Genomic DNA, 20,652 nt, shown 5'->3' with positions numbered 1-20,652 from the left:
GGCGAGAAGCCTTTATGGTGTAACCGATTGAAATAATTGTAAAGCATTACTCAAACAGCACTTTCTTATATTAAATAAGGCTTTGCTAATTTAACGGGTTCTTGTATTATCGGGCTTATGTTGAACATCGGGAAAGTGTCATGACCATTGTCAATTTTACGCCCTTCAGTGCCTTGGCGGGTGGTTTGTTAATCGGTGCGGCAGCGCTGATATTGCTGCTGGTGGGCGGACGCATTGCCGGCATCAGTGGCATCGTGGCCGGCATTGGATCACAGCCCGATAAAGGCTGGCGGCTGGCCTTTGTAGCCGGCCTGATTGCAGCGCCTTTGCTGGTATTTGGTGTTGATTTGGCCGAGGCCTACTCACTGCAGGAATATTCTCCCTGGCGACTGCTGCTGGCGGGCTTGCTGGTGGGCATTGGCACTCGTCTGGGGAATGGCTGCACCAGTGGCCATGGCATTTGTGGCATGGGCCGGTTATCACCCCGCTCTGTGGTTGCCACTCTGGTATTTATGGCCGCGGGCATTGCTACCGTGACCCTGCTTGGTCTGGGAGGATAAATATGTTGCATCTGGTTGCATTGCTGTCGGGCGCGCTGTTTGGTGCGGGTTTGTTGTTATCGGGCATGATGAACCCGGACAAGGTGCTGGGCTTTCTGAATGTGTTCGGCCAGTGGGATCCCAGCCTGGCACTGGTGATGGGCGGAGCCCTGGCGGTATTTGCGCCCGGCTACTGGTGGTGGCGAAAGCAGGGCCGCACTGAGTGTGTGCTGGGCGAGCCACTGCCCAAAGTGCCGGCGGCGCGTTTTGATTTCAAACTGGTGCTGGGCGCACTCTTGTTTGGCATTGGCTGGGGAGTGGCCGGCATTTGCCCGGGGCCTGCCATGGGCATGCTCGGCAGCCTGCAATGGCAAGCTGGCCTGTTTGTTGCTGCCATGATTGCCGGCTTCTTTATTGTTGGCCGGCTGCAACCTTCGGCAAGGGGTTAACCGACGATTCATTTGCCGAGCTTGGTTTTGTAGGCCGGAATTTATTTCCGGCAGCGGTGTTGAATGTGATGCCGTTGCCGCGCGTAAAGCGCGGCCTACAGGTGTTTCAGGTGCTCCAGTACCACCTCGTGGTGATCCTTGGTTTTGAACTTGTTGAACACCCTGGCCACGGTGCCGGTTTCATCAATTAAAAAGCTGATGCGGTGAATACCATCATATTCCTTGCCCATAAACTTCTTGGGCCCCCAGACGCCAAAGGCGTCGGCCACGGCGTGATCTTCATCAGACAGCAGAGTAAAGTTAAGCTCGTCCTTTTCTTCAAACTTCTTCAGCCGGGCCACCGGATCGGGGCTGATGCCCAGTACCACCACGCCCAGCTTCTCAAGCTCGGCACGGCTGTCGCGCAGGCCGCAAGCCTGCACCTTGCAGCCCGGCGTCATGGCTTTAGGATAAAAATACACCAGAACTTTCTTGCCACTGAAATCGCTCAGGCTTACGTTCTGGCCGTTTTGATCACAAAGGGTAAAGGCCGGTGCCTGCGAGCCTTCCTGCAGATAAGTCATTTGCTGCTTCCTGTGGTTGGTTTGCGTTTTAAACGAAAACTGTGCTGCTTGCATTCCAGCTCTGTGCACAGCGAGTTGAAAGTCGTGGTGGCCTGTTCATCATTCAGCTGCTCTGGCAGATTGAGCTGAAAATGGGCCTGAAACAGGCCGCTTAGCTCTCCGGTAAGTGTTCGGTTCTGCATGGCCTGAATATCCCAGCCGATATCACTGAAAAACTGAGTACAGCGATTCACTATGCCCGGACGATCGGCCAGCATGATTTCAGCATCGGCGCTCAGTACATAACTGGGCTGGCTCAGCACCTGAGTACGTTTCATCATGGTGATCAGCTGCTGGCTCTGCCCAAACAGCGGCAATGTGGTTTCTAGCCGGGTGATCTCATTCCAGCTGCCCGACAGCAGCAGAATAAAGGTAAACTCATTGCCGAAGATACCCAGCCGGCTGTCTACGATATTACAGCCACAATCGGAAACATGGCGGGCCACTTCATTAACAATGCCTGCTCTGTTTTCGCCTATGGCGGTCACCACAAGATGATGGGTCATCGGCTGTCCGGGAATCATGAGAATGGTAAGATTCGGCATGTTAGCATAAAAGCCGGTTGGCTCCAGTGCCCGTCTTGTATTAGGGTAGGGCCGAACCAAGTAAACTTAAGGGCATGGATCAAGCGTGAAAGCACCAACAATGATGATAAGCCTGCTGGCCGTAACCGTGCTGGCCGGCTGCAGTAACCCGGAAACCCGCAGCCAGGCTAACCGTGACTTTGATTATGAAAGCGAGACCTTACGCAGTGCTCCGTTAATGATTCCTCAGGGGCTGGAAGCGCCACGCTTCAATACCGAATATGTGATTCCCGAAAACGGCACCTCCGGCGCCACCGGCAAGAGCCTGGATATACGTCCCCCCACTCAGGTGCTGCCGCTGGTGAGAGGCTCTGAAATCATGGCAGACGGCACAGGCCTCTGGTTTTATCAGCAGCAGCTGGATCAGCCGCTGGAGCAGCAGCTCAGTCAGGCGCTGGCCGACTTTTTTGATGCCACCGATGCTAAACACAGCCGCGTGAACAATGGCTTTACCAGCAGTGGTAAGGTGATAGGTGCACCCGAGCAGCAATTCAGCTGGCAGCTGATGCCGGATCCGGTGCGCCGGGCCGTGGCCGTGCAGGTGCAGGCCACCGAGGGTGCCGATGCGTTGTTACAAGACCGTCAGCGTGCCGAGGCCTCCATGCTCAATGCCTTCTCGCTGTCTTATCAGCAGTCATTGAGCCGCCAGCAGGAGCTGCTGGATCAAAGCCCCATCAGCCTGACTCTGGACAGTGAGCAGCAGCGCCTGGTGTCGGTGCAGAGCTACGACCGTACCTGGAAGCGACTGATAGTACTGCTGCCCAAGCTGGGTTTTGATATCAGTAACCGCCAGCAGGCGCTGGGTTATGTGGATGTGGAGTTTGACGGTCTGAGCAAGGGAGACTGGCAGGATCTTAACCTGCCGGCCCTGAATATTCCTGAACAGGAATACCGCATTCAGCTGGGGGATCTGGGTAACCGCACCAGCCTGAGCCTGAGTAACAAAGATCGCGAGCCGGTCGCTGCCGAGGTGCTGAGCGAGCTGGCTGCCACGCTGATGCCCGCCTTTGAACGGGCGGATCTGGCACGATAACCCCTTCGGGGAGCTGTCAGCCGTAAGCTGTCAGCTGTAAGTGGTGTTGCCTGAAAGCCAAGGCTTAAAAAACGGGCAGCGGTGTTGAATGTGATGCCGCTGTTCTCCCATTCCCCAGTCACTATTCCCCAATCCCTCAACAGAATGAACCCCATTAAGCAAGGCTTTGTGCTGACCCGCCACAGTCGGGATCGCCATGGCCATACCGAACTTTACTACTGGCTGTGCACACCAGACGGGCCGGCACGGCTGACGGTGCGTGGCGAGCGGGCGTTGCTGATGGTGCCGGTAGCGGAACGGAATCAAGCAGAAACGGCACTGGCAGGGGTTGAGTATGAATGGGCTGAACCCGGTCTGAAAAACTTTGCCCACCAGCCGCTGGCAGTCCTTTATTTCAATACCATAAGCAGCCAGGCTCAGGCTGTGCAACGGCTGCAGGCCGCCGGCACAGAGGTGCTGGAGTACGATTTCAGGCCTCATGAGCGCTACCTTTTCAGCCGGTTTATTCGCGGCAGTGTGGAATTTACCGGCCAGGTCCGTCAGCATCAGGGCATACAGCAGGTGGATAATGCCCGGCTTCGCGCCGGCAGCTGGCAACCGCGTTTTCGGGTGTTATCGCTGGATGTGGAGTGCTCGGGTAAGGGAGAACTCTATTCCGTGGGCCTGTATGGCGGCGGGCTTGCCCGTGTGATCATGATTGGTGCGTCCGAGCCCGCCACAACCGATACCGGAACCGATATACGCTGGGTACAGGATGAGCGGACCCTGCTGCAGGCCCTTGAAGAGGAGCTGAATCGTTACGATCCCGATATTCTCATCGGCTGGAACCTGGTCGCCTTTGATCTTCGGCTGCTGTTAAAGCGGGCGGCTCTGCATGGCCTTCGGCTCAGGCTGGGGCGGGGCGGAGAAACCGCCTTTGTGCGGGAGCGCGCCCATACCGGTCAGGTATTTATCACTCTGCCGGGCAGGGTGGCCATCGACGGCATAGAAGCCCTTAAAACCGCCTGTTATCAGTTTGACAGCTTCAGTCTGGAGTCGGTAGCGCAAGCCCTGCTGGGTCGTGGCAAGCAAACCGAGAATGTGGCCGACCGCCTTGGCACCATAATGCGTGACTTTCGCCACAACAAGCCCAAACTTGCCGCCTACAACCTGGAAGACTGCCGCCTGGTGTGGGATATTTTTGAACACACGCAAGTGCTCGACTTCTTGCGCCTGCGCAGCCGGCTGACCGGCCTTGAGCTGGACCGCGTCGGTGGCTCGGTGGCGGCCTTTGTGCAGGTGTATCTGCCCCACTTGCACCGGGCCGGTTTTGCCGCCCCCAATCTGCCGGCAGGCGGCGGGCTGGCCAGCCCCGGCGGTTATGTGATGGACTCACACCCCGGACTTTATCGTCATGTGCTGGTGCTCGACTTTAAAAGCCTGTATCCGTCCATTATTCGTACCTTTCGTATTGATCCGCTGGGGCTGATCACCGGTCTGACCGAACACGATGCCATTCCGGGTTTTCGGGGAGCACGCTTTTCCCGTACTCATCATTTTTTGCCCGACATTATTGCCGGTCTATGGCATGAGCGTGATCAGGCCAAACGCAGTAAAGATGAGCCCCGCTCCCAGGCTATTAAAATATTGATGAACTCCTTTTACGGCGTGCTCGGCTCCGGTGGCTGCCGTTTTTATGATACCCGGCTGGCCTCATCCATTACCTTGCGCGGCCATGAGATTATGCAGCAAAGTGCTCACTGCATTGAGCAGCAAGGCCATAAGGTTATATATGGAGATACTGACTCTGTGTTTGTGTGGCTGCAGGGGGACCATGATGAAGCCTCGGCCAGTCGTGAAGGAACACGTCTGGCGGCGCTGGTGAATGCGCACTGGCAGGGCTGGCTGCAACAGGAGCTGCAGCTGGACAGTTATCTGGAGCTGCAGTTTGAAAGTTATTTTTCCCGCTTTTTTATGCCCACCATTCGCGGGCGGGAAGAAGGTTCCAAAAAGCGTTATGCCGGGCTGCGGCTGCAACAGGGTGCAGCGGGACTGGTGTTCAAGGGGCTGGAAACAGTGCGCTCCGACTGGACGCCACTTGCACGGGCGTTTCAGACCGAACTATTCCGGCTGGTATTCAATGATGAAAACCCGGGCGATCTTGTACAACGCACTCTGAGCGAGATACTGAGCGGAGAGCGTGACGAAGAGCTGGTGTATCGCAAGCGGCTGCGCCGGCCCCTGGCGCAGTATGTGAAATCCCAGCCGCCTCAGATACGCGCCGCCCGGCTGGCAGACGAGCATAATGCCAGGCTGGGAAGGCCGTTACGCTATCAGCGTGCGGGTGTGGTGGCTTATGTGATCACGGTTAATGGCCCGGAGCCGGCAGAATACCGGCAGTCGGCCATTGATTATCAGCACTATGTGGACAAACAACTCAAGCCGGTAGCCGATGCCATTCTGCCTTTTGTGGGCCTTAGTTTTGAAGGCATTACCGGCCGCCAGCTGGGGCTGTTCTGAACGTGCAGGGATTAGTCCCCAGTCCCTAGTCCCTGTCTTTTTTATCTTCAGGATGATATTCCCCCGGAGGCACGCCCCAGTCTTCGTCTTGCTCGTCTTCGTCTTTCCATTCGCGCAGTTTCATTTTGTCGCGGTTTTTCTGCACGCTTTTCTCTACCTGTTTGGTGTCCTTGAGGGCGCTGACAAACAGGCCCACCACGAATAGCAGGGGCAGGGTAATCCAGAGCCAGGTGCTCATGGTGAATTCCTCATTGATAAATGTAACGGGCGAAAAGTTCGTCCAGCATATTAAGAATATGCGGCTTGCCCTTGATGGGCTGAGCCGCTAATGCCGGTGCCAGCAGAGCAGGAGTCAGCTGTTGCTGATAACGCTGAGACAACGGTTGATAGCTTAAGTGCCAGGGCTCGGCCCCGATACTGCCGGCCACTGCATAAGGCAGATAAAAGCCAAAACGGTACATATTGGCATTCAGCCATTGGCTGAGGGGATAAAAATAGCCATTCGGCGCATATTCCCAGGGCTCCAGTTGCAGTTTACCGCCGGCAGGCAACAGGGTCGGATCGTAAATATCCAGATCCGTGCCCCAATGATGCCGGCTGGTGCCGGGCAGGGCACTCCAGCGTAAGATAGCATGAATACGCTCAGGCTCTGATAACGCAAGGGCATTGAGCGGGCGGCTGTCTTCATCCAGCAGTGGCCGGCTGCCGTCAAACTTGCCGTTCCAGATGGCAAGCTGGCGCGCAAAGCCACGAAAGCTGGACGCCGGCACCAGGGTAAAGCCGGCACCGGCCGCCGCTGCCTGCATGGCCACAAAGGCGTCTCTGGCTTGCGGTTGCAGCCGGTGGCCCGGCTCGGCAAGGGGCACCAGATGGCTTTCATTCAGGCCCAGCAGGCAGTCGCTGATCATGCCAGCAGGCGCTCCAGAATGCCTTCATACATATCGGTGAGCTGCTCCAGATCGGCAATTTTCACGCATTCGTTGAGCTTGTGAATGGTGGCATTGACCGGACCCAGCTCAATCACCTGCGCGCCGGTCTGGGCAATAAAGCGGCCGTCTGAGGTGCCGCCTGTGGTCAGCAGTGCCGGTGCCTGATGGCGCACTGCCTGCACGGCACCCACGGTGGCGGTGAGCAGATCGCCGGTGTCGGTCAGGAACGGCTTGCCGTTCAGCAACCAGTCAATGTGATAATTCAGGCCATGAGCGTCCAGAATGCTGTGCACCCGCGCCTTGATCTTGTCTTCGTCGAGCTCGGTGCTGAAGCGGAAGTTGAACTGTACCTTCATCTCGCCCGGAATCACATTTGACGCCCCTGTGCCGGCGTGAATGTTGGCAATCTGAAAGCTGGTGGGCGGAAAGTAATCGTTGCCTTTGTCCCACTCAATGGCAGCCAGTTCAGCCAGCGCCGGTGAGCCTTTGTGCACCGGGTTGTCGGCCAGGTGCGGGTAGGCCACATGACCCTGCACCCCTTTAATGGTCAGATCGCCGGTCAGGGAGCCGCGGCGGCCGTTTTTCACCACATCACCCACTTCGTGAGTGGAGGAAGGCTCGCCCACCAGACACCAGGTAATTTTTTCGTTACGGGCTTCCAGGGTGTCTACCACCCGGGTGGTGCCGTTAATAAAGGGGCCTTCTTCATCACTGGTGATCAAAAAGGCAATGGAGCCCTTGTGATCGGGAAAGCGGGCCACAAAGCGCTCGGTAGCCACCACCATGGCGGCCAGTGAGCCTTTCATGTCGGCGGCACCCCGGCCATGCAGATAGCCTTCAATTTCAGTGGCGTCAAAGGGAGGCGTGTGCCACTGATCCAGCGGTCCCGGCGGCACCACATCGGTGTGGCCGGCAAAGCAGAACAGCGGGCCTTCGGTGCCGCGGCGGGCCCACAGGTTGGTGGTGTCTTCAAACACCATGGTTTCCAGATTAAAGCCAAGCTTGACCAGGCGCTCTCCCATCAGTTCCTGGCAGCCTTCGTCTTCAGGCGTGACCGAAGGGCGATTAATCAGATCTTTGGTGAGTGCCAGCACGGCAGAGTCAGTCATGTTTTTCCTTAACGTATTATTGGTTGAACAAGCTGGCATACAGCTCAGGTTTAAAACCAAGATGAAGCTCGCCGTCAATGTTCAGCAGCGGGCGTTTGATCATGGCAGGGTTGGCCAGCAGCAGGGCGGCTGCGGTATCTGGGCCAAGCATGGCTTTTTGTTCATCGCTCAGCGCCCGCCAGGTGGTGCCGCGCTTGTTGACCAGCGCCTCATGACCCAGCACACTCAGCCAGTGGTCCAGTTGTGCCGGATCCAGCCCGTCAGCACGATGGTCTTTAAAGTGGTAGTCTACGCCGGCCTGTTCCAGCCACTTGCGAGCTTTTTTGACGGTATCGCAGTTTTTGATGCCGTAAAGAATCACGGTCATGATGTTGTCTTCCTGAAAGGGTGAACGGAATTTTGTCACTTAACACCCAAGGCTGCAACCGGGCCGGATAATGGTGAAAATCCGCTGGCGCATGGCGGCTGCTTTGGGTAGTGTTAGCGTTTTTTCGAATTCCGTCACCGCCGCTGCAATATCAGTAAGGCTGATATTGTCTTGCATGGCTTTTCATTCGCTTTGCCTTAACAAAAGAGGGGAAAGGCTTGGAACTCAAGGAATACTGGAGCGACAGCTATCACTCCGGTGATTTTAAACTGACGCGTATCGGCTTTGTGGCCATTCGTTTTCGCTGGCTGGTGATGTTATTGATTGGTGGCATTGCCGGCTGGATTGCGGTGGACTGGTGGGTACTGGATTCGGCACACTTTCAGCTGATCTGGAAAATCAGGCTGATCACCGGTGCCATGCTGACCCCTTTGCTGCCCCTCAGCTATTTATGCAAGCTGAACCGGCGCTGGATGTTTGCTTCCCTTTATTTTCTGCTGGGCGTGTTGCTGATTTTTAACTTTGTCAGCTTGTGGAGCTTTCGCGACGGCACGCCCATTCCCATCGGTTATATTGCTTTTCCTTATTTTCTGCTGGCACTGCTGAGTGTGCTGCCGCTGCCGGTCAAGTCCGGTCTGAGAGTGGCACTGATGGTGATTGTCTGTGTACTGGCAACGGATTACTGGCTGGATTCCCGCAGTCTGAATAACGGTGCACTACTGGATCGATTATGGCTGCTGATTTGTTTCAGTCTGGCCATGATCTGGGTGCAGGCCGGCCAGTTACGCATGTTGCTGGATTTATACCGGGAGTCTACCCGGGATCCGCTGACCCGCTTAATGAACCGGCGGCTGTTTCTTCGTCAGCTGGAGCAGGTTCAGCAGGAGCAGCCGGGCAAGCCATTTACGCTTATTCTGTTCGATCTGGATAAATTCAAGCGCATCAACGATGAATATGGCCACCTGATGGGTGATGAAGTGCTGGTAAGAGTAGCCAACACCCTGGGAGATATTTTTGGCTCAGAGGCCATCATGGCCCGCTATGGCGGGGAAGAGTTTATGGTGCTGCTGCCCGATACACCGCTGGAGCAAGGATTACGCCAGGCCGAAACATTACGCCTGGCAGTCGAATCCCAGCCGGTAGAAAATCCGCTGGGTGAGGAAGAAATTACCGTGACTCTCAGTGCCGGTGTGGTGCAGGGCGATCATCACAGTGAACTGCAGCAGTTGCTGAACCGGGCCGATGAGGCGTTGTATGAGGCTAAACGCAGTGGTCGTAACTGTATACAAGCGGCGGCGTGATTAATAAGCCCTTTGAGTGGTGGTTTGTATACGAGGCTTGGCTTATACTGCTTGCCAAGCCCCCGTACTGTAATTACCACTCATGACTTTCCTGCGGAAAAATAACTAAGCGAGATGTCTATGCCCCAAGACCATCAGGACAAACGTGCCCTTTACATCCCCTATGCTGGCCCTGCGCTGCTTGAAACTCCCTTGCTGAACAAGGGCAGTGCGTTCACCAAGGAAGAACGGCTGGCATTTAACCTGGACGGTCTTCTTCCTAATAATATTGAAACCATCGAAGAGCAGGTCGAGCGGGCCTACAAGCAGTACTGCGGGTTTCAGAATAATCTCGATAAACACATCTATCTGCGCAATATTCAGGATACCAACGAAACCCTGTTTTATCGTCTGGTAGAAGATCACCTCACCGAGATGATGCCCATCATCTATACCCCGACTGTGGGTCAGGCCTGTGAGGAGTTCTCCAATATCTATCGTCGCGCCCGGGGTCTGTTTATCTCTTATGCCGATAAAGACCATATCGACGACATTCTGCAAAACGCCACCAAGCGTAACGTTAAGGTGATTGTGGTTACCGATGGCGAGCGCATTCTGGGCCTGGGTGACCAGGGCATTGGCGGCATGGGCATTCCCATTGGCAAGCTGTCTTTGTATGTGGCCTGTGGCGGCATTTCTCCGGCTTATACCCTGCCGGTGGTGCTGGATCCGGGTACCAATAACCCGCAGCTGCTGAAAGATCCCATGTACATGGGCTGGCGCAACCCGCGGGTCACCGGCGAGGAATACGAAGAATTTGTCGATGCCTTTATTCAGGCAGTGAAACGTCGCTGGCCGAACGTACTGCTGCAGTTTGAAGACTTTGCCCAGAAGAACGCCATGCCGGTGCTGAACCGTTATAAAGACGAGCTGTGCTGTTTTAATGATGACATTCAGGGCACTGCCGCCGTGACCCTGGGTTCACTGATTGCTGCCTGTCAGGCCAGCGGCAGCAAACTGTCCGATAAAAAGGTTGCCTTCCTGGGTGCCGGCTCCGCCGGTTGTGGTATTGCCGAGCAGATAGTGGCGCAGATGAAGGCCGAAGGCCTGTCTGATGCCAAGGCCCGTGAGCGGGTCTACATGGTAGATCGTTTTGGTCTGCTCACCGACAACATGCCTAACCTGGTGGACTTTCAGCGCCCGCTGGCCCAGTCTGCGGAGAACTTGCAGGACTGGACCGTGGCCGGTGACAATATCTCGCTGCTGGAAGTGATGCAGAACGCCAAGCCCGATATTCTGATTGGTGTTTCCGGCCAGCCGGGTCTGTTTACCAAGGAAGTGGTGCAGACCATGCACGCCCACTGTGAGCGTCCCATTATCTTCCCGTTGTCCAACCCCACTTCCCGGGTTGAGGCCACGCCGGAAGAGATCATTAACTGGACCGACGGCAAGGCGCTGGTCGCCACCGGCAGTCCCTTTGCACCGGTAGAGTACAAAGGGACTCTGTACGAGATTGCCCAGTGCAATAACTCCTACATCTTCCCCGGCATTGGTCTGGGAGTACTGGCCTGTGGTGCCAAGCGGGTGACCGATGCCATGCTGATGGCATCCAGCCGTGCTCTGGCCGCCTGCTCGCCGCTGGCGAAAAATGGTGAAGGTGCCTTGCTGCCGCCGCTGGGCGAGATTCAGCAGGTAAGCCGCCAGATTGCCAAAATGGTTGCCAAAACCGCTCAGTTGCAGGGCCATGCGCTGCAGATTTCCGATGAGCAGCTGGATAAGGCCATTGAGTTCAACTACTGGACTCCGGAATACCGCCAGTATCGCCGCGTTTCTTTCTGATCACGCCGGCTTATATTGAATAACGGTGAAAAGGCATGCTTCGGCATGCCTTTTTTGTTTACCTCTGGCTCTTATTCATTCTGGATATGGCCAGCATATTGGTGATGTAAACTAGTTGTTTCGTTTATTTTGGAATTTTGTCATGCTATAACCGAATTGAAATCAGGACCACTGAGCCTGTTGCGCTCACTCAAGGAGAGAATCATGACGCTGAAAACATCCCTGCTTGCCCTGTCGCTTGCCACCCTGCCGGCATTGCCTGCTTATGCTGCCGTTGTGCCCGAAGGCACTCAGCTTGCCGATATTCAGCAACTGGTACGAGGCAATGGCTCCGAGCCTGCATCCCTTGACCCGCATAAAGTGGAAGGCGTACCCGAGGCCAATGTACTGAGAGACCTGTTTGAAGCATTGGTCAATTCCGGCCCCAACGGCGAAGTGGTGCCCGGCGTAGCCGAGCGCTGGGAAACCGACGACAACCTGGTATATCTGTTCCATTTGCGCAAGGATGCCAGATGGTCCAACGGTGATGCCGTCACTGCCGCCGACTTTGAATATGCCTTCAAGCGGGCAGTGGATCCCAATACCGCGTCCCCCTATTCCTGGTATCTGGAAAAAGCCACCATTGTTAACGCCACTGAGGTGGTCAACGGCGACAAGCCCGCCAGTGAGCTGGGCGTAAAAGCCTTGGATGAGCACACGCTGCAAATCACCCTGGCCAGTCCGGTGCCTTATTTTGTGTCCATGCTGTCTCACACTTCCACCTATCCGGTGCACAGGGCCACAGTAGAAAAATACGGTGATGAATGGACCCGGGTGGGCAATATGGTATCCAACGGTGCCTACCAGCTGAAAAACTGGGTGGTGAACGAGCGCATAGAGCTGAAGCGCAACCCTCATTACTGGAATAACAACGCCACCGTGGTGGAAGAAGTCACCTTTTTGCCCATCGCGTCCCAGAACGCCGAAATGAACCGGTTTTTGTCCGGCGAGCTGGACATGACCTATGAAATTCCGCTGGAGCACTTCAAGCGGCTGCAGGCCAGCCACCCCGATGCTATTCGCGTGGGCGGCTATGTAGGCACTTACTACTATGTGTTCAATACCCAGAAACCGCCCTTTGATGATGCCCGGGTGCGCAATGCGCTGTCTTATACCATCGACCGTGACATTATTGCCCATAAGGTAATGGGGCAGGGGGAAATTCCCGCCTACACCCTGGCCCCAGAGGTAGTCGACGGTTTTACCCCGCCGGCACTGGACTGGGCCGGCTGGAGCCAGCAACAACGGGATGAAAAAGCCCGTGAGCTGATCGAAGCCGCTGGCTACGGCAAGAGCAATCCGCTGCGCTTTGAATTGCTCTATAACACCAACGACAATCACCGCAAGGTGGCGGTGGCCATTGCTTCCATGTGGAAAAAGCATCTGGGGGTGGAAGTGGAGCTGGTTAATCAGGAGTGGAAAACCTACCTCGACACCAAAACTCAAGGGAACTTTGACGTGGCCCGGGCCGGCTGGATTGCCGACTATAACGAGGCGTCCAGCATGCTGGATCTGATGCAAAGCGGCCATGGCAATAACGACGGCAAATACAGCAGCCCCGCGTTCGACAAGCTAATGTCGGCCTCGCGCCTGGCCACTGATGAAAGCGCCCGCAACGATCTTTATGCTCAGGCCGAGGAAATTCTGGCGGTAGACATGCCCATAGCGCCGGTTTATCAGTATGTAAAAGCGCGGCTAGTGCAGCCCACAGTGGGTGGCTACCCTGATAACCCGCTGGATAACCTCTACAGCAAGGATATGTATATCAAGGCGAAGTAATCGCGCCCTGATGAATCAGGTTGGGACTCGTCCCAACTTACGTTTTCTTCATGCTGCTGGTGCTTCCCTAAAGGTTAACCCATGTTTAAATTCATCCTCAGGCGGGTGCTGGAAGCCATTCCCACCCTGCTGGTGCTGATCACCATCTCCTTTTTTATGATGCGTTTTGCGCCGGGTAATCCGTTCAGCTCGGAACGGGCCCTGCCGCCGGAAGTCATGGCCAATATCGAAGCCAAATACGGCCTCGACAAACCGGTGATGGAGCAGTACTTCACTTATCTGGGCAATCTGGCGCAGGGGGATCTGGGGCCGTCCTTTAAATACCGTGACTTTACCGTAAACGATCTGGTGGCACAGGCGCTGCCGGTATCGGCCCGCATTGGTCTGTTTGCCTTTGCCGGGGCCGTGCTATTTGGTGTGGCAGCCGGCATGACAGCGGCGCTCCGGCAAAACAGCTGGGTGGATTATATGGTGATGTCCGGAGCCATGCTGGGGGTGGTGATCCCTTCCTTTGTGCTGGCACCGCTGCTTATTCTGGCCTTTTCCATCGCGCTTAAGTGGCTGCCCGCGGGTGGCTGGCAGGGCGGTGGCTGGCAATATCTGGTGCTGCCGGTGACCGCCATGATGATGCACTACATAGCCGCCATTGCCCGCATTATGCGCGGTGCCATGATAGAAGTGATGAACGCGCCCTTTATTCGTACCGCCAGGGCAAAAGGGCTGCCCATGTCGCGCATTCTGCTGCGCCATGCCCTGCGGCCGGCGCTGCTGCCGGTGGTGTCCTATCTGGGGCCGGCCTTTGTAGGCATCATTACCGGCTCGGTAGTGATAGAAACCATCTTTGGTCTGCCCGGTATCGGTCAGCTGTTTGTGAACGGCGCACTGAACCGGGACTACTCCATGGTGCTGGGACTCACCATTCTGGTGGGGGCGCTTACCATCACCTTTAATGCGGTGGTCGATATTCTTTACGCCCTGATCGATCCCAAAATCCGTTACTGAGGTATTCATGGTTACCACCAAGGATAAAACCGTGGCCGTGCTCCAGTTTGCCGATGAGCTGGAGGTCAAGGGCCGCTCGCTGTGGGCCGATGCCCGCCGTCGCTTTTTGCAAAACCGGGCGGCGCTGGCCAGCCTGCTTATGCTATTGCTGATGACGGTACTGGTGATCGCCGGACCTGCTTTTTCTGATTATGCCTATGACGACACCGACTGGGGGGCCATGATGGCGGCCCCTGAGCTGGCCAGTGGTCACTATTTCGGGACCGACTCCCTGGGGCGGGATTTATTTGTGCGTACCCTGGTGGGCGGGCGCATCTCGCTGATGGTGGGCCTGCTCGGTGCCCTGGTGGCAGTGGTGATCGGCACCCTTTACGGGGCCACCGCCGGCTTTGTGGGCGGGCGCACCGACAGGGTGATGATGCGCATACTGGAAATTCTGTACTCCTTTCCCTTTATGTTCTTTGTGATCCTGCTGGTGACCTTTTTTGGCCGTAATATCGGGCTTATTTTCTTTGCCATTGGTGCGGTCAGCTGGCTCGATATGGCGCGGATTGTGCGCGGCCAGACCCTGAGCCTGAAACGCCGGGAGTTTATCGAGGCCGCCGAAGTGTGCGGCGTGAGCCGGTTTCGCATTATTGTGCGCCATATCGTGCCCAACGTGCTGGGCATAGTGGTGGTCTACGCCACCCTGCTGGTGCCGGGCATGATTTTGTTTGAGTCGTTTCTCAGCTTTCTGGGGCTGGGAGTACAGGAGCCCATGACCAGCTGGGGGGCTCTGCTGGATGAAGGCGCCAAGTCGATGGAAGTGGCCCCCTGGCAGCTGCTGTTCCCTGCCGGTTTTATGGTGGTGACCCTGTTTTGTTTTAACTTTCTGGGGGATGGCCTGCGTGATGCCCTGGATCCCCGCGACCGCTGACGGAGGCTGGTATGGAACTGCTTAATGTCGATGCTCTGAGGGTGGAGTTTGCTACTCCGGAAGGGCAGGTGGTCGCGGTCAATGATCTGAGTTTTTCACTCAACGCCGGCGAGACCCTGGGAATTGTAGGGGAATCGGGCTCAGGCAAAAGTCAGACTGCCTTTGCCATTATGGGGTTGCTGGCCAAAAACGGCCGCACCAGTGGCAGCCTGCGCTATCAGGGCAAAGAGTTGCTGGGGTTGTCTCAGCGGGCACTGAACCGCATTCGCGCCGAAGAAATTGCCATGATTTTTCAGGACCCCATGACCTCGCTCAATCCCTACATGAAAGTGGGCGAGCAGCTGATGGAAGTGCTGGTGCTGCACAAGGGGATAAGCCGGCAGCAGGCTTTTAACGAGTCGGTGCGCATGCTGGAGGCGGTAAAAATACCCGAAGCGCGGGATCGCATGGGCCGTTATCCTCATGAGTTTTCCGGCGGTATGCGCCAGCGGGTGATGATTGCCATGGCACTCTTGTGCCGGCCAAAACTGCTGATTGCCGATGAACCCACCACGGCGCTGGACGTGACGGTGCAGGCCCAGATTATGAGTCTGCTCAATGAGCTGAAAACCGAGTTCAACACCGCCATTATTCTGATTACTCACGACCTGGGCGTGGTGGCGGGCAGTTGTGATCGAGTACTGGTGATGTATGCGGGTCGCACCATGGAAACCGGAGCGGTGCGGGAGCTCTTTTATCAGCCGGAGCACCCTTACACTCAGGGGCTGCTGCAGGCCATTCCCCGACTGGATGGTAATAGTGAGACATTGCATACCATTGCCGGCAATCCACCCAACCTGCTGCGGCTGCCGCCAGGCTGCCCGTTTCAGCAGCGTTGCCCCCATGTGTTTGCACGCTGCCGTGAGCAGACACCGCCCCTGGTCAATACCGCCGCCGGCCGCCGCTGCGCCTGTTTTCTGGAGGTGAGCCATGACTGAGCCCTTGCTGCAAGTGAATGATCTGAAGGTGCACTTTGCCGTGCGTGCCAACAAATCCTGGCCCTGGCAGGCACCACAGCAATTAAAAGCGGTGGACAGCGTCAGCCTGGAGGTGGCTCCCGGCGAAACCTTAGGGATAGTGGGAGAGTCGGGCTGTGGCAAGTCTACCCTTGCCCGGGCCATTATTGGTCTGGTGCACAGCACAGGCGGCAGTGTGAGCTGGCTGGGGCGGGAGCTGAACGGTATGTCTGACAGTCAGTGGCGTGAAGTGCGCCGGGACATGCAGATGATCTTTCAGGATCCGCTGGCCTCGCTTAATCCGCGCATGACGGTGGGCGACATTATTGCCGAGCCGCTGAATACCTATTATCCCAAACTTGGCAAGGCCGAAGTGCGCCAGCGAGTAGAAGCCATGATGGCGCGGGTGGGGCTGCTGCCCAACCTGATTAACCGCTATCCCCATGAGTTTTCCGGCGGCCAGTGTCAGCGCATTGGCATTGCCCGGGCGCTGATATTAAAGCCCAAACTGATTATCTGTGACGAGCCGGTTTCGGCACTGGATGTGTCGGTGCAGGCCCAGGTCATTAATCTGCTGAAAGATCTGCAGCGGGAAATGGGGCTGGCGCTGATCTTTATTGCTCACGATCTGTCGGTGGTGCGCCATATCTCGACCAGAGTGCTGGTGATGTATCTGGGCCATGGCGTTGAGCTGGCCGACAAGCACGCCCTTTATAAGGCTCCAAAGCATCCTTATACGCAGGCACTGCTCAGCGCCGTGCCGGTGCCGGATCCCGATGCAGAAAGGGCCAAGTCGGTACCGTTGCTGGAAGGGGAATTGCCCTCACCACTCAGTCCGCCGTCGGGTTGTGTGTTCCGCACCCGTTGTCCGCTGGCAGATGAAGCATGCGGGCAGTCCATGCCTCGCCTGATGGGAGCGGCCGAACACAAGGTGGCCTGTTTTAAGGCGACTTGATGGTAAAAAACATGCAAACGCCTTGAAAAGCACCATTTTAGCCCCATATTCCTTGGCCAGGGAGCGTTTTCGTTACTCGACGCTGGCAAACAGCACCGTTATAATGCCGCGTCTGTTTTTAGCGAAGACCGAGTCTTCATCAGGATCCAAGGAGCAGCCCGGGCTGTTTCACATATCACAGGGTCAGCACCGCTGTGCTGAAGAACATTGAGGTAAAAGAATGCAAGTTTCTGTAGAGACGACCCAGGGCCTGGAGCGCCGCCTGACCATTACTGTTCCCGCCGATCAGGTAAGCGGTGAAGTGAACAGCCGTCTGCGTCAGCTGGCCAAAACCCGTCGTATTGACGGCTTCCGTCCCGGTAAAGCCCCGCTGACCGTTATCAAGAAAATGTTTGGTCCGTCCGTTGAAGCCGACGTGGCCGGCGAGCTGATGCAGCGCAACTTCTTTGAAGCCGTAATGAGCGAAAAGCTCAACCCGGCGGGCATGCCCACCATGGAGCCGACGCCGATCAAGACCGGCGAAGACTTCACCTTTACCGCTACCTTTGAAGTGTATCCGGAAGTAGAAGTAAAAGGTCTGGACGCCGTAGCCGTTGAGAAGCCGCAGGCCGAAGTGACCGATGCCGATCTGGACAATATGATCGACACCCTGCGCAAGCAGCACGCCGACTGGACCGAAGCCGACCGTGCCGCCGAAGACGGCGACCGCGTGACCATGAACTTTGTGGGTTCTGTAGACGGTGAAGAGTTTGAAGGCGGCAAGGCCGATGACTTCGTGCTGGTACTGGGCTCCGGCCGCATGATCCCGGGCTTTGAAGACGGTCTGCTGGGCAAGAGAGCCGGCGACGAGTTCACCATTGAAGTGACCTTCCCCGAGGAATATCACGCCGAAAACCTGAAAGGCAAGCCGGCCAGCTTCGCCATCACCCTGACCAAGGTAGAAGCCCAGCAGCTGCCCGAACTGACCGAAGAGTTCGTGAAGCGCTTTGGCATTGCCGACGGCAGCGTTGACGGCCTGAAAGCCGAAGTACGCAAAAACATGGAGCGCGAACTGGCTCAGGCCCTGAAAGCGTCCGTGAAAGAGCAGGTGATTGACGGTCTGCTGGAGCAGAACCAGGTAGAAGTGCCCCAGTCTCTGATCAACAGTGAAGTAGACACGCTGCGCAAGCAGGCCATGCAGCGGTTTGGTGGTCTGGACGCAAAAAATGCGCCCGAGCTGCCTGCTGAACTGTTCAAGGATCAGGCCGAGCGTCGCGTGCGCGTGGGTCTGGTGCTGGGCGAGCTGATCAAGACCAATGAGATCAAGGCTGACGACGCCAAGGTACAGGAAATCATCACCTCCATGGCGTCTGCCTATGAAGATCCGTCTGAAGTGGTGGCTTACTACAACGACAACCCCCAGCTGCTGGAAAACGTGCGCAGCCTGGCGGTAGAAGATCAGGCTATCGAGTTTGTGCTGTCTCAGGCCAAGGTGACCGACAAGCAGGTTTCCTTTGACGAAGTGATGAACAAGCCGGGTATGGGCGCTTAAGATCATTTGACTTAAGCATCAAGCTCTTGCGTATAATGGCCCCAGTGTAAGTGCACTCGGGCCATTTTGTTTTAGGGACACAAATTTTATGTCGAACAACCAGAATCCGATGACGGACGGCCCTCTGGCCGCCCTGATCCCCATGGTGGTGGAGCAGACAGCCAAGGGTGAGCGTTCCTACGATATTTACTCGCGGCTGCTGAAGGAGCGGGTGATATTTCTGACCGGTCAGGTTGAAGATCACATGGCCAACCTGATCTGCGCCCAGCTGCTGTTTCTGGAATCAGAAAATCCGGAAAAAGACATTTATCTGTATATCAATTCGCCGGGTGGCTCCGTGACTGCGGGCATGTCCATCTACGATACCATGCAGTTTATCAAGCCTAACGTCAGCACTGTGTGCATGGGACAGGCCTGCTCCATGGGAGCGTTTTTGCTGGCCGGCGGTGCGCCGGGCAAACGCTTTGCCCTGCCCAACAGCCGGGTGATGATTCACCAGCCCCTGGGTGGCTTTCAGGGGCAGGCGTCGGACATTCAGATCCACGCCAAGGAAATTCTCTATATCAAGGAAAAGCTCAACCGGCTGCTGGCCGAGCATACCGGCCAGGATCTGTCGGTGGTCGAGCGCGATACCGACCGCGACAACTTTATGTCAGCGGAACAGGCCAAAGAATACGGCCTGGTTGACGAGGTGCTTCTCAAGCGCGACTGAGCAAAGCGGGGCGGGGTGCTGTACACTGTGCAGTAGAGGCCCGAACAGGGTGACACCCCGCGCTGCATCCACACGAGGTGACTGAATGACAGACAAACGCAAGGGCGAAGGGGACGGCGGCAAATTGCTGTACTGTTCCTTTTGCGGTAAAAGCCAACATGAAGTGCGCAAGCTGATCGCCGGCCCTTCCGTCTATATTTGTGACGAATGTGTCGAACTGTGCGAAGACATCATTCGGGAAGAGATCAAGGATATTTCACCCAAGCGTGAGGGCGATGCCCTGCCCACGCCTCATGAAATCCGTGCTCATCTGGACGATTATGTCATTGGTCAGGATCATGCCAAAAAAGTGCTGGCGGTAGCGGTATACAACCACTACAAGCGGCTGCGCAATGCCACTGGTGCCGACGGCGTTGAACTGGGCAAGTCCAACATTCTGCTGATTGGTCCTACCGGCTCGGGCAAAACCCTGCTGGCGGAAACCCTGGCCCGTCTGCTGGACGTGCCCTTTACCATGGCCGATGCCACCACCCTGACCGAAGCCGGTTATGTGGGCGAAGATGTCGAGAACATTATTCAGAAGCTGCTGCAAAAGTGCGACTACGATGTGGAAAAAGCCCAGCGTGGCATTGTTTACATCGATGAAATCGACAAGATCTCCCGTAAGTCCGATAACCCGTCCATTACCCGGGACGTGTCGGGCGAGGGCGTGCAGCAGGCATTGCTGAAACTGATTGAAGGCACGGTAGCCTCGGTGCCGCCCCAGGGCGGACGCAAGCATCCGCAGCAGGAATTTTTGCAGGTAGATACTTCCAAAATCCTGTTTGTGTGTGGTGGTGCTTTTGCCGGTCTCGACAAGGTCATTGAGCAGCGCATGGACAAGGGCACCGGCATTGGTTTTGGTGCTGAGGTGAAATCCCGGGATCAGAAATCCAGCCTGAGTGATATCTTCACCCGGGTAGAGCCGGAAGATCTGGTGAAGTATGGCCTGATCCCCGAGTTCATCGGGCGTCTGCCGGTGGTGGCAACCCTCACCGAGCTGGACGAAGAGGCTTTGGTGCAGATCCTGTCTGAGCCTAAAAACGCCCTTACCAAGCAGTATGGTGCCTTGTTCTCTCTGGAGGATGTCGAGCTTGAGTTTCGTGACGACGCCCTGCGTGCGATTGCCCGTAAGGCCATGGAACGCAAGACCGGGGCACGGGGCCTGCGCTCCATTGTAGAGGCTGTACTGCTCGACACCATGTATGATTTGCCGTCCATGGACGACGTTTCCAAGGTGGTGATTGACGAAACCGTGATCAAAGGTGAGTCTGATCCCATTCTCATTTATGAGAAAGGCGACAGCCAGGCTGCTTCCGGCGACTGAATGCGGCTTTTTTGAGCTGAAAAAGGGGCTTTTTGCCCCTTTTTTCGTTTTTGCGGGTGTTGTGATTGAATCTTGCGATCCTGCCCCCATATACTCATCCAAGCGCTAATACTTTGCATTCAAGCCG

At 56.2% G+C, this 20,652-nt stretch carries 21 protein-coding genes; 14 read left to right on the top strand and 7 right to left on the bottom strand.

The annotated features are described in order from the left end of the window. Window positions 1–140 precede the first annotated feature (140 nt). Together R0I78_RS06395 and R0I78_RS06390 are read left to right on the top strand one after the other, a co-directional pair. Window positions 141–560 (top strand): YeeE/YedE family protein, encoded by a 420-nt coding sequence (locus R0I78_RS06395; RefSeq protein ID WP_317074718.1) that lies wholly within the window; start codon window positions 141–143, stop codon window positions 558–560. 2 nt (window positions 561–562) lie between these two features. After that, the gene (locus R0I78_RS06390) at window positions 563–988 is read left to right on the top strand and encodes a DUF6691 family protein (RefSeq protein ID WP_317074717.1); all 426 of its coding nucleotides are present in this window, start codon (window positions 563–565) and stop codon (window positions 986–988) included. Window positions 989–1,083: 95 nt separating this feature from the next. Here the strand turns inward: R0I78_RS06390 and bcp are convergent, their stop codons facing one another. Both bcp and R0I78_RS06380 read right to left on the bottom strand, forming a co-directional pair. Continuing rightward, window positions 1,084–1,551, bottom strand: coding sequence for a thioredoxin-dependent thiol peroxidase (gene bcp / locus R0I78_RS06385; protein WP_317074716.1), 468 nt, complete (start codon window positions 1,549–1,551; stop codon window positions 1,084–1,086). Then, window positions 1,548–2,096, bottom strand: a complete 549-nt coding sequence (locus R0I78_RS06380; RefSeq protein ID WP_019934074.1) for a glycine cleavage system protein R — start codon at window positions 2,094–2,096, stop codon at window positions 1,548–1,550. The genes bcp and R0I78_RS06380 overlap by 4 nt, the downstream gene beginning before the upstream one ends. Window positions 2,097–2,220: 124 nt before the next feature. On the opposite strand from R0I78_RS06380, the gene bamC reads away from it, so the two are divergent. Together bamC and R0I78_RS06370 are read left to right on the top strand one after the other, a co-directional pair. Beyond that, window positions 2,221–3,207 carry an outer membrane protein assembly factor BamC gene (bamC, locus tag R0I78_RS06375; protein ID WP_317074715.1) on the top strand — a complete coding sequence of 329 codons (987 nt, stop codon included), beginning with the start codon at window positions 2,221–2,223 and terminating at the stop codon, window positions 3,205–3,207. A gap of 144 nt (window positions 3,208–3,351) precedes the next feature. Next, window positions 3,352–5,706 (top strand): DNA polymerase II, encoded by a 2,355-nt coding sequence (locus R0I78_RS06370; protein ID WP_317074714.1) that lies wholly within the window; start codon window positions 3,352–3,354, stop codon window positions 5,704–5,706. 25 nt (window positions 5,707–5,731) lie between these two features. Here the strand turns inward: R0I78_RS06370 and R0I78_RS06365 are convergent, their stop codons facing one another. The 5 genes from R0I78_RS06365 to R0I78_RS06345 are packed head-to-tail and all read right to left on the bottom strand — an operon-like array spanning window position 5,732 to window position 8,288. After that, on the bottom strand, window positions 5,732–5,944 hold the full coding sequence (locus tag R0I78_RS06365; RefSeq protein WP_317074713.1) for a hypothetical protein: 213 nt from the start codon (window positions 5,942–5,944) through the stop codon (window positions 5,732–5,734). Window positions 5,945–5,954: 10 nt separating this feature from the next. Continuing rightward, a complete protein-coding gene (locus R0I78_RS06360; protein WP_317074712.1) occupies window positions 5,955–6,614 on the bottom strand; it encodes a M15 family metallopeptidase in 660 nt (219 codons plus the stop codon). After that, window positions 6,611–7,744 carry a succinyl-diaminopimelate desuccinylase gene (gene dapE / locus R0I78_RS06355; RefSeq protein ID WP_317074711.1) on the bottom strand — a complete coding sequence of 378 codons (1,134 nt, stop codon included), beginning with the start codon at window positions 7,742–7,744 and terminating at the stop codon, window positions 6,611–6,613. The genes R0I78_RS06360 and dapE overlap by 4 nt, the downstream gene beginning before the upstream one ends. Before the next feature lie 16 nt (window positions 7,745–7,760). Continuing rightward, window positions 7,761–8,111 (bottom strand): ArsC family reductase, encoded by a 351-nt coding sequence (locus tag R0I78_RS06350; RefSeq protein ID WP_317074710.1) that lies wholly within the window; start codon window positions 8,109–8,111, stop codon window positions 7,761–7,763. Between the two features lie 39 nt (window positions 8,112–8,150). Next, window positions 8,151–8,288: a hypothetical protein gene (locus R0I78_RS06345; protein WP_019934067.1), complete on the bottom strand. Its 138-nt coding sequence runs from the start codon at window positions 8,286–8,288 to the stop codon at window positions 8,151–8,153. A gap of 41 nt (window positions 8,289–8,329) precedes the next feature. Between R0I78_RS06345 and R0I78_RS06340 the strand changes: the two genes are divergently transcribed. The 10 genes from R0I78_RS06340 to clpX all read left to right on the top strand — a co-directional run bounded on the left by R0I78_RS06340 (window position 8,330) and on the right by clpX (window position 20,525). Then, window positions 8,330–9,412, top strand: a complete 1,083-nt coding sequence (locus tag R0I78_RS06340; RefSeq protein WP_317074709.1) for a GGDEF domain-containing protein — start codon at window positions 8,330–8,332, stop codon at window positions 9,410–9,412. Window positions 9,413–9,532: 120 nt separating this feature from the next. After that, the gene (locus R0I78_RS06335; protein ID WP_019934065.1) at window positions 9,533–11,230 is read left to right on the top strand and encodes an NAD-dependent malic enzyme; all 1,698 of its coding nucleotides are present in this window, start codon (window positions 9,533–9,535) and stop codon (window positions 11,228–11,230) included. 204 nt (window positions 11,231–11,434) lie between these two features. Continuing rightward, window positions 11,435–13,048, top strand: a complete 1,614-nt coding sequence (locus R0I78_RS06330; protein ID WP_317074708.1) for an ABC transporter substrate-binding protein — start codon at window positions 11,435–11,437, stop codon at window positions 13,046–13,048. Between the two features lie 81 nt (window positions 13,049–13,129). Then, entirely contained in the window at window positions 13,130–14,050 is a 921-nt protein-coding gene (gene oppB, locus R0I78_RS06325; protein ID WP_019934063.1) for an oligopeptide ABC transporter permease OppB, read from the top strand. A 7-nt stretch (window positions 14,051–14,057) separates the two neighbouring features. Next, window positions 14,058–14,966 (top strand): oligopeptide ABC transporter permease OppC, encoded by a 909-nt coding sequence (gene oppC / locus R0I78_RS06320; protein WP_019934062.1) that lies wholly within the window; start codon window positions 14,058–14,060, stop codon window positions 14,964–14,966. Between the two features lie 11 nt (window positions 14,967–14,977). Next, window positions 14,978–15,943: an oligopeptide ABC transporter ATP-binding protein OppD gene (gene oppD / locus R0I78_RS06315; protein WP_317074707.1), complete on the top strand. Its 966-nt coding sequence runs from the start codon at window positions 14,978–14,980 to the stop codon at window positions 15,941–15,943. Further along, window positions 15,936–16,916 carry a murein tripeptide/oligopeptide ABC transporter ATP binding protein OppF gene (gene oppF / locus R0I78_RS06310; RefSeq protein ID WP_019934060.1) on the top strand — a complete coding sequence of 327 codons (981 nt, stop codon included), beginning with the start codon at window positions 15,936–15,938 and terminating at the stop codon, window positions 16,914–16,916. Before oppD ends, oppF begins: the two co-directional genes overlap by 8 nt. A gap of 220 nt (window positions 16,917–17,136) precedes the next feature. Beyond that, window positions 17,137–18,447: a trigger factor gene (tig, locus tag R0I78_RS06305; protein WP_317074706.1), complete on the top strand. Its 1,311-nt coding sequence runs from the start codon at window positions 17,137–17,139 to the stop codon at window positions 18,445–18,447. Between the two features lie 88 nt (window positions 18,448–18,535). Next, window positions 18,536–19,159, top strand: coding sequence for an ATP-dependent Clp endopeptidase proteolytic subunit ClpP (gene clpP / locus R0I78_RS06300; RefSeq protein ID WP_051089261.1), 624 nt, complete (start codon window positions 18,536–18,538; stop codon window positions 19,157–19,159). A gap of 85 nt (window positions 19,160–19,244) precedes the next feature. Further along, window positions 19,245–20,525, top strand: a complete 1,281-nt coding sequence (gene clpX / locus R0I78_RS06295; RefSeq protein WP_019934057.1) for an ATP-dependent protease ATP-binding subunit ClpX — start codon at window positions 19,245–19,247, stop codon at window positions 20,523–20,525. Window positions 20,526–20,652: the final 127 nt, after the last annotated feature.

This window comes from Oceanimonas sp. CAM02 (genome assembly GCF_032842915.1).
Lineage (GTDB): Bacteria > Pseudomonadota > Gammaproteobacteria > Enterobacterales > Aeromonadaceae > Oceanimonas > Oceanimonas smirnovii.
This window is presented reverse-complemented; position numbering and strand designations above follow the sequence as displayed.

Excerpts from the sequence above, each read along its gene's own strand:
- oppC (WP_019934062.1), top strand. The coding sequence starts at position 14,058 with ATGGTTACCACCAAGGATAAAACCGTGGCCGTGCTCCAGTTTGCCGAT.
- R0I78_RS06380 (WP_019934074.1), bottom strand. The coding sequence starts at position 2,096 with ATGACCCATCATCTTGTGGTGACCGCCATAGGCGAAAACAGAGCAGGC.
- R0I78_RS06365 (WP_317074713.1), bottom strand. The coding sequence starts at position 5,944 with ATGAGCACCTGGCTCTGGATTACCCTGCCCCTGCTATTCGTGGTGGGC.
- bcp (WP_317074716.1), bottom strand. The coding sequence starts at position 1,551 with ATGACTTATCTGCAGGAAGGCTCGCAGGCACCGGCCTTTACCCTTTGT.
- R0I78_RS06370 (WP_317074714.1), top strand. The coding sequence starts at position 3,352 with ATGAACCCCATTAAGCAAGGCTTTGTGCTGACCCGCCACAGTCGGGAT.
- oppD (WP_317074707.1), top strand. The coding sequence starts at position 14,978 with ATGGAACTGCTTAATGTCGATGCTCTGAGGGTGGAGTTTGCTACTCCG.
- R0I78_RS06330 (WP_317074708.1), top strand. The coding sequence starts at position 11,435 with ATGACGCTGAAAACATCCCTGCTTGCCCTGTCGCTTGCCACCCTGCCG.
- R0I78_RS06335 (WP_019934065.1), top strand. The coding sequence starts at position 9,533 with ATGCCCCAAGACCATCAGGACAAACGTGCCCTTTACATCCCCTATGCT.
- R0I78_RS06395 (WP_317074718.1), top strand. The coding sequence starts at position 141 with ATGACCATTGTCAATTTTACGCCCTTCAGTGCCTTGGCGGGTGGTTTG.
- R0I78_RS06360 (WP_317074712.1), bottom strand. The coding sequence starts at position 6,614 with ATGATCAGCGACTGCCTGCTGGGCCTGAATGAAAGCCATCTGGTGCCC.
- oppB (WP_019934063.1), top strand. The coding sequence starts at position 13,130 with ATGTTTAAATTCATCCTCAGGCGGGTGCTGGAAGCCATTCCCACCCTG.
- R0I78_RS06345 (WP_019934067.1), bottom strand. The coding sequence starts at position 8,288 with ATGCAAGACAATATCAGCCTTACTGATATTGCAGCGGCGGTGACGGAA.
- dapE (WP_317074711.1), bottom strand. The coding sequence starts at position 7,744 with ATGACTGACTCTGCCGTGCTGGCACTCACCAAAGATCTGATTAATCGC.
- clpX (WP_019934057.1), top strand. The coding sequence starts at position 19,245 with ATGACAGACAAACGCAAGGGCGAAGGGGACGGCGGCAAATTGCTGTAC.
- R0I78_RS06350 (WP_317074710.1), bottom strand. The coding sequence starts at position 8,111 with ATGACCGTGATTCTTTACGGCATCAAAAACTGCGATACCGTCAAAAAA.
- oppF (WP_019934060.1), top strand. The coding sequence starts at position 15,936 with ATGACTGAGCCCTTGCTGCAAGTGAATGATCTGAAGGTGCACTTTGCC.
- tig (WP_317074706.1), top strand. The coding sequence starts at position 17,137 with ATGCAAGTTTCTGTAGAGACGACCCAGGGCCTGGAGCGCCGCCTGACC.
- R0I78_RS06390 (WP_317074717.1), top strand. The coding sequence starts at position 563 with ATGTTGCATCTGGTTGCATTGCTGTCGGGCGCGCTGTTTGGTGCGGGT.
- clpP (WP_051089261.1), top strand. The coding sequence starts at position 18,536 with ATGTCGAACAACCAGAATCCGATGACGGACGGCCCTCTGGCCGCCCTG.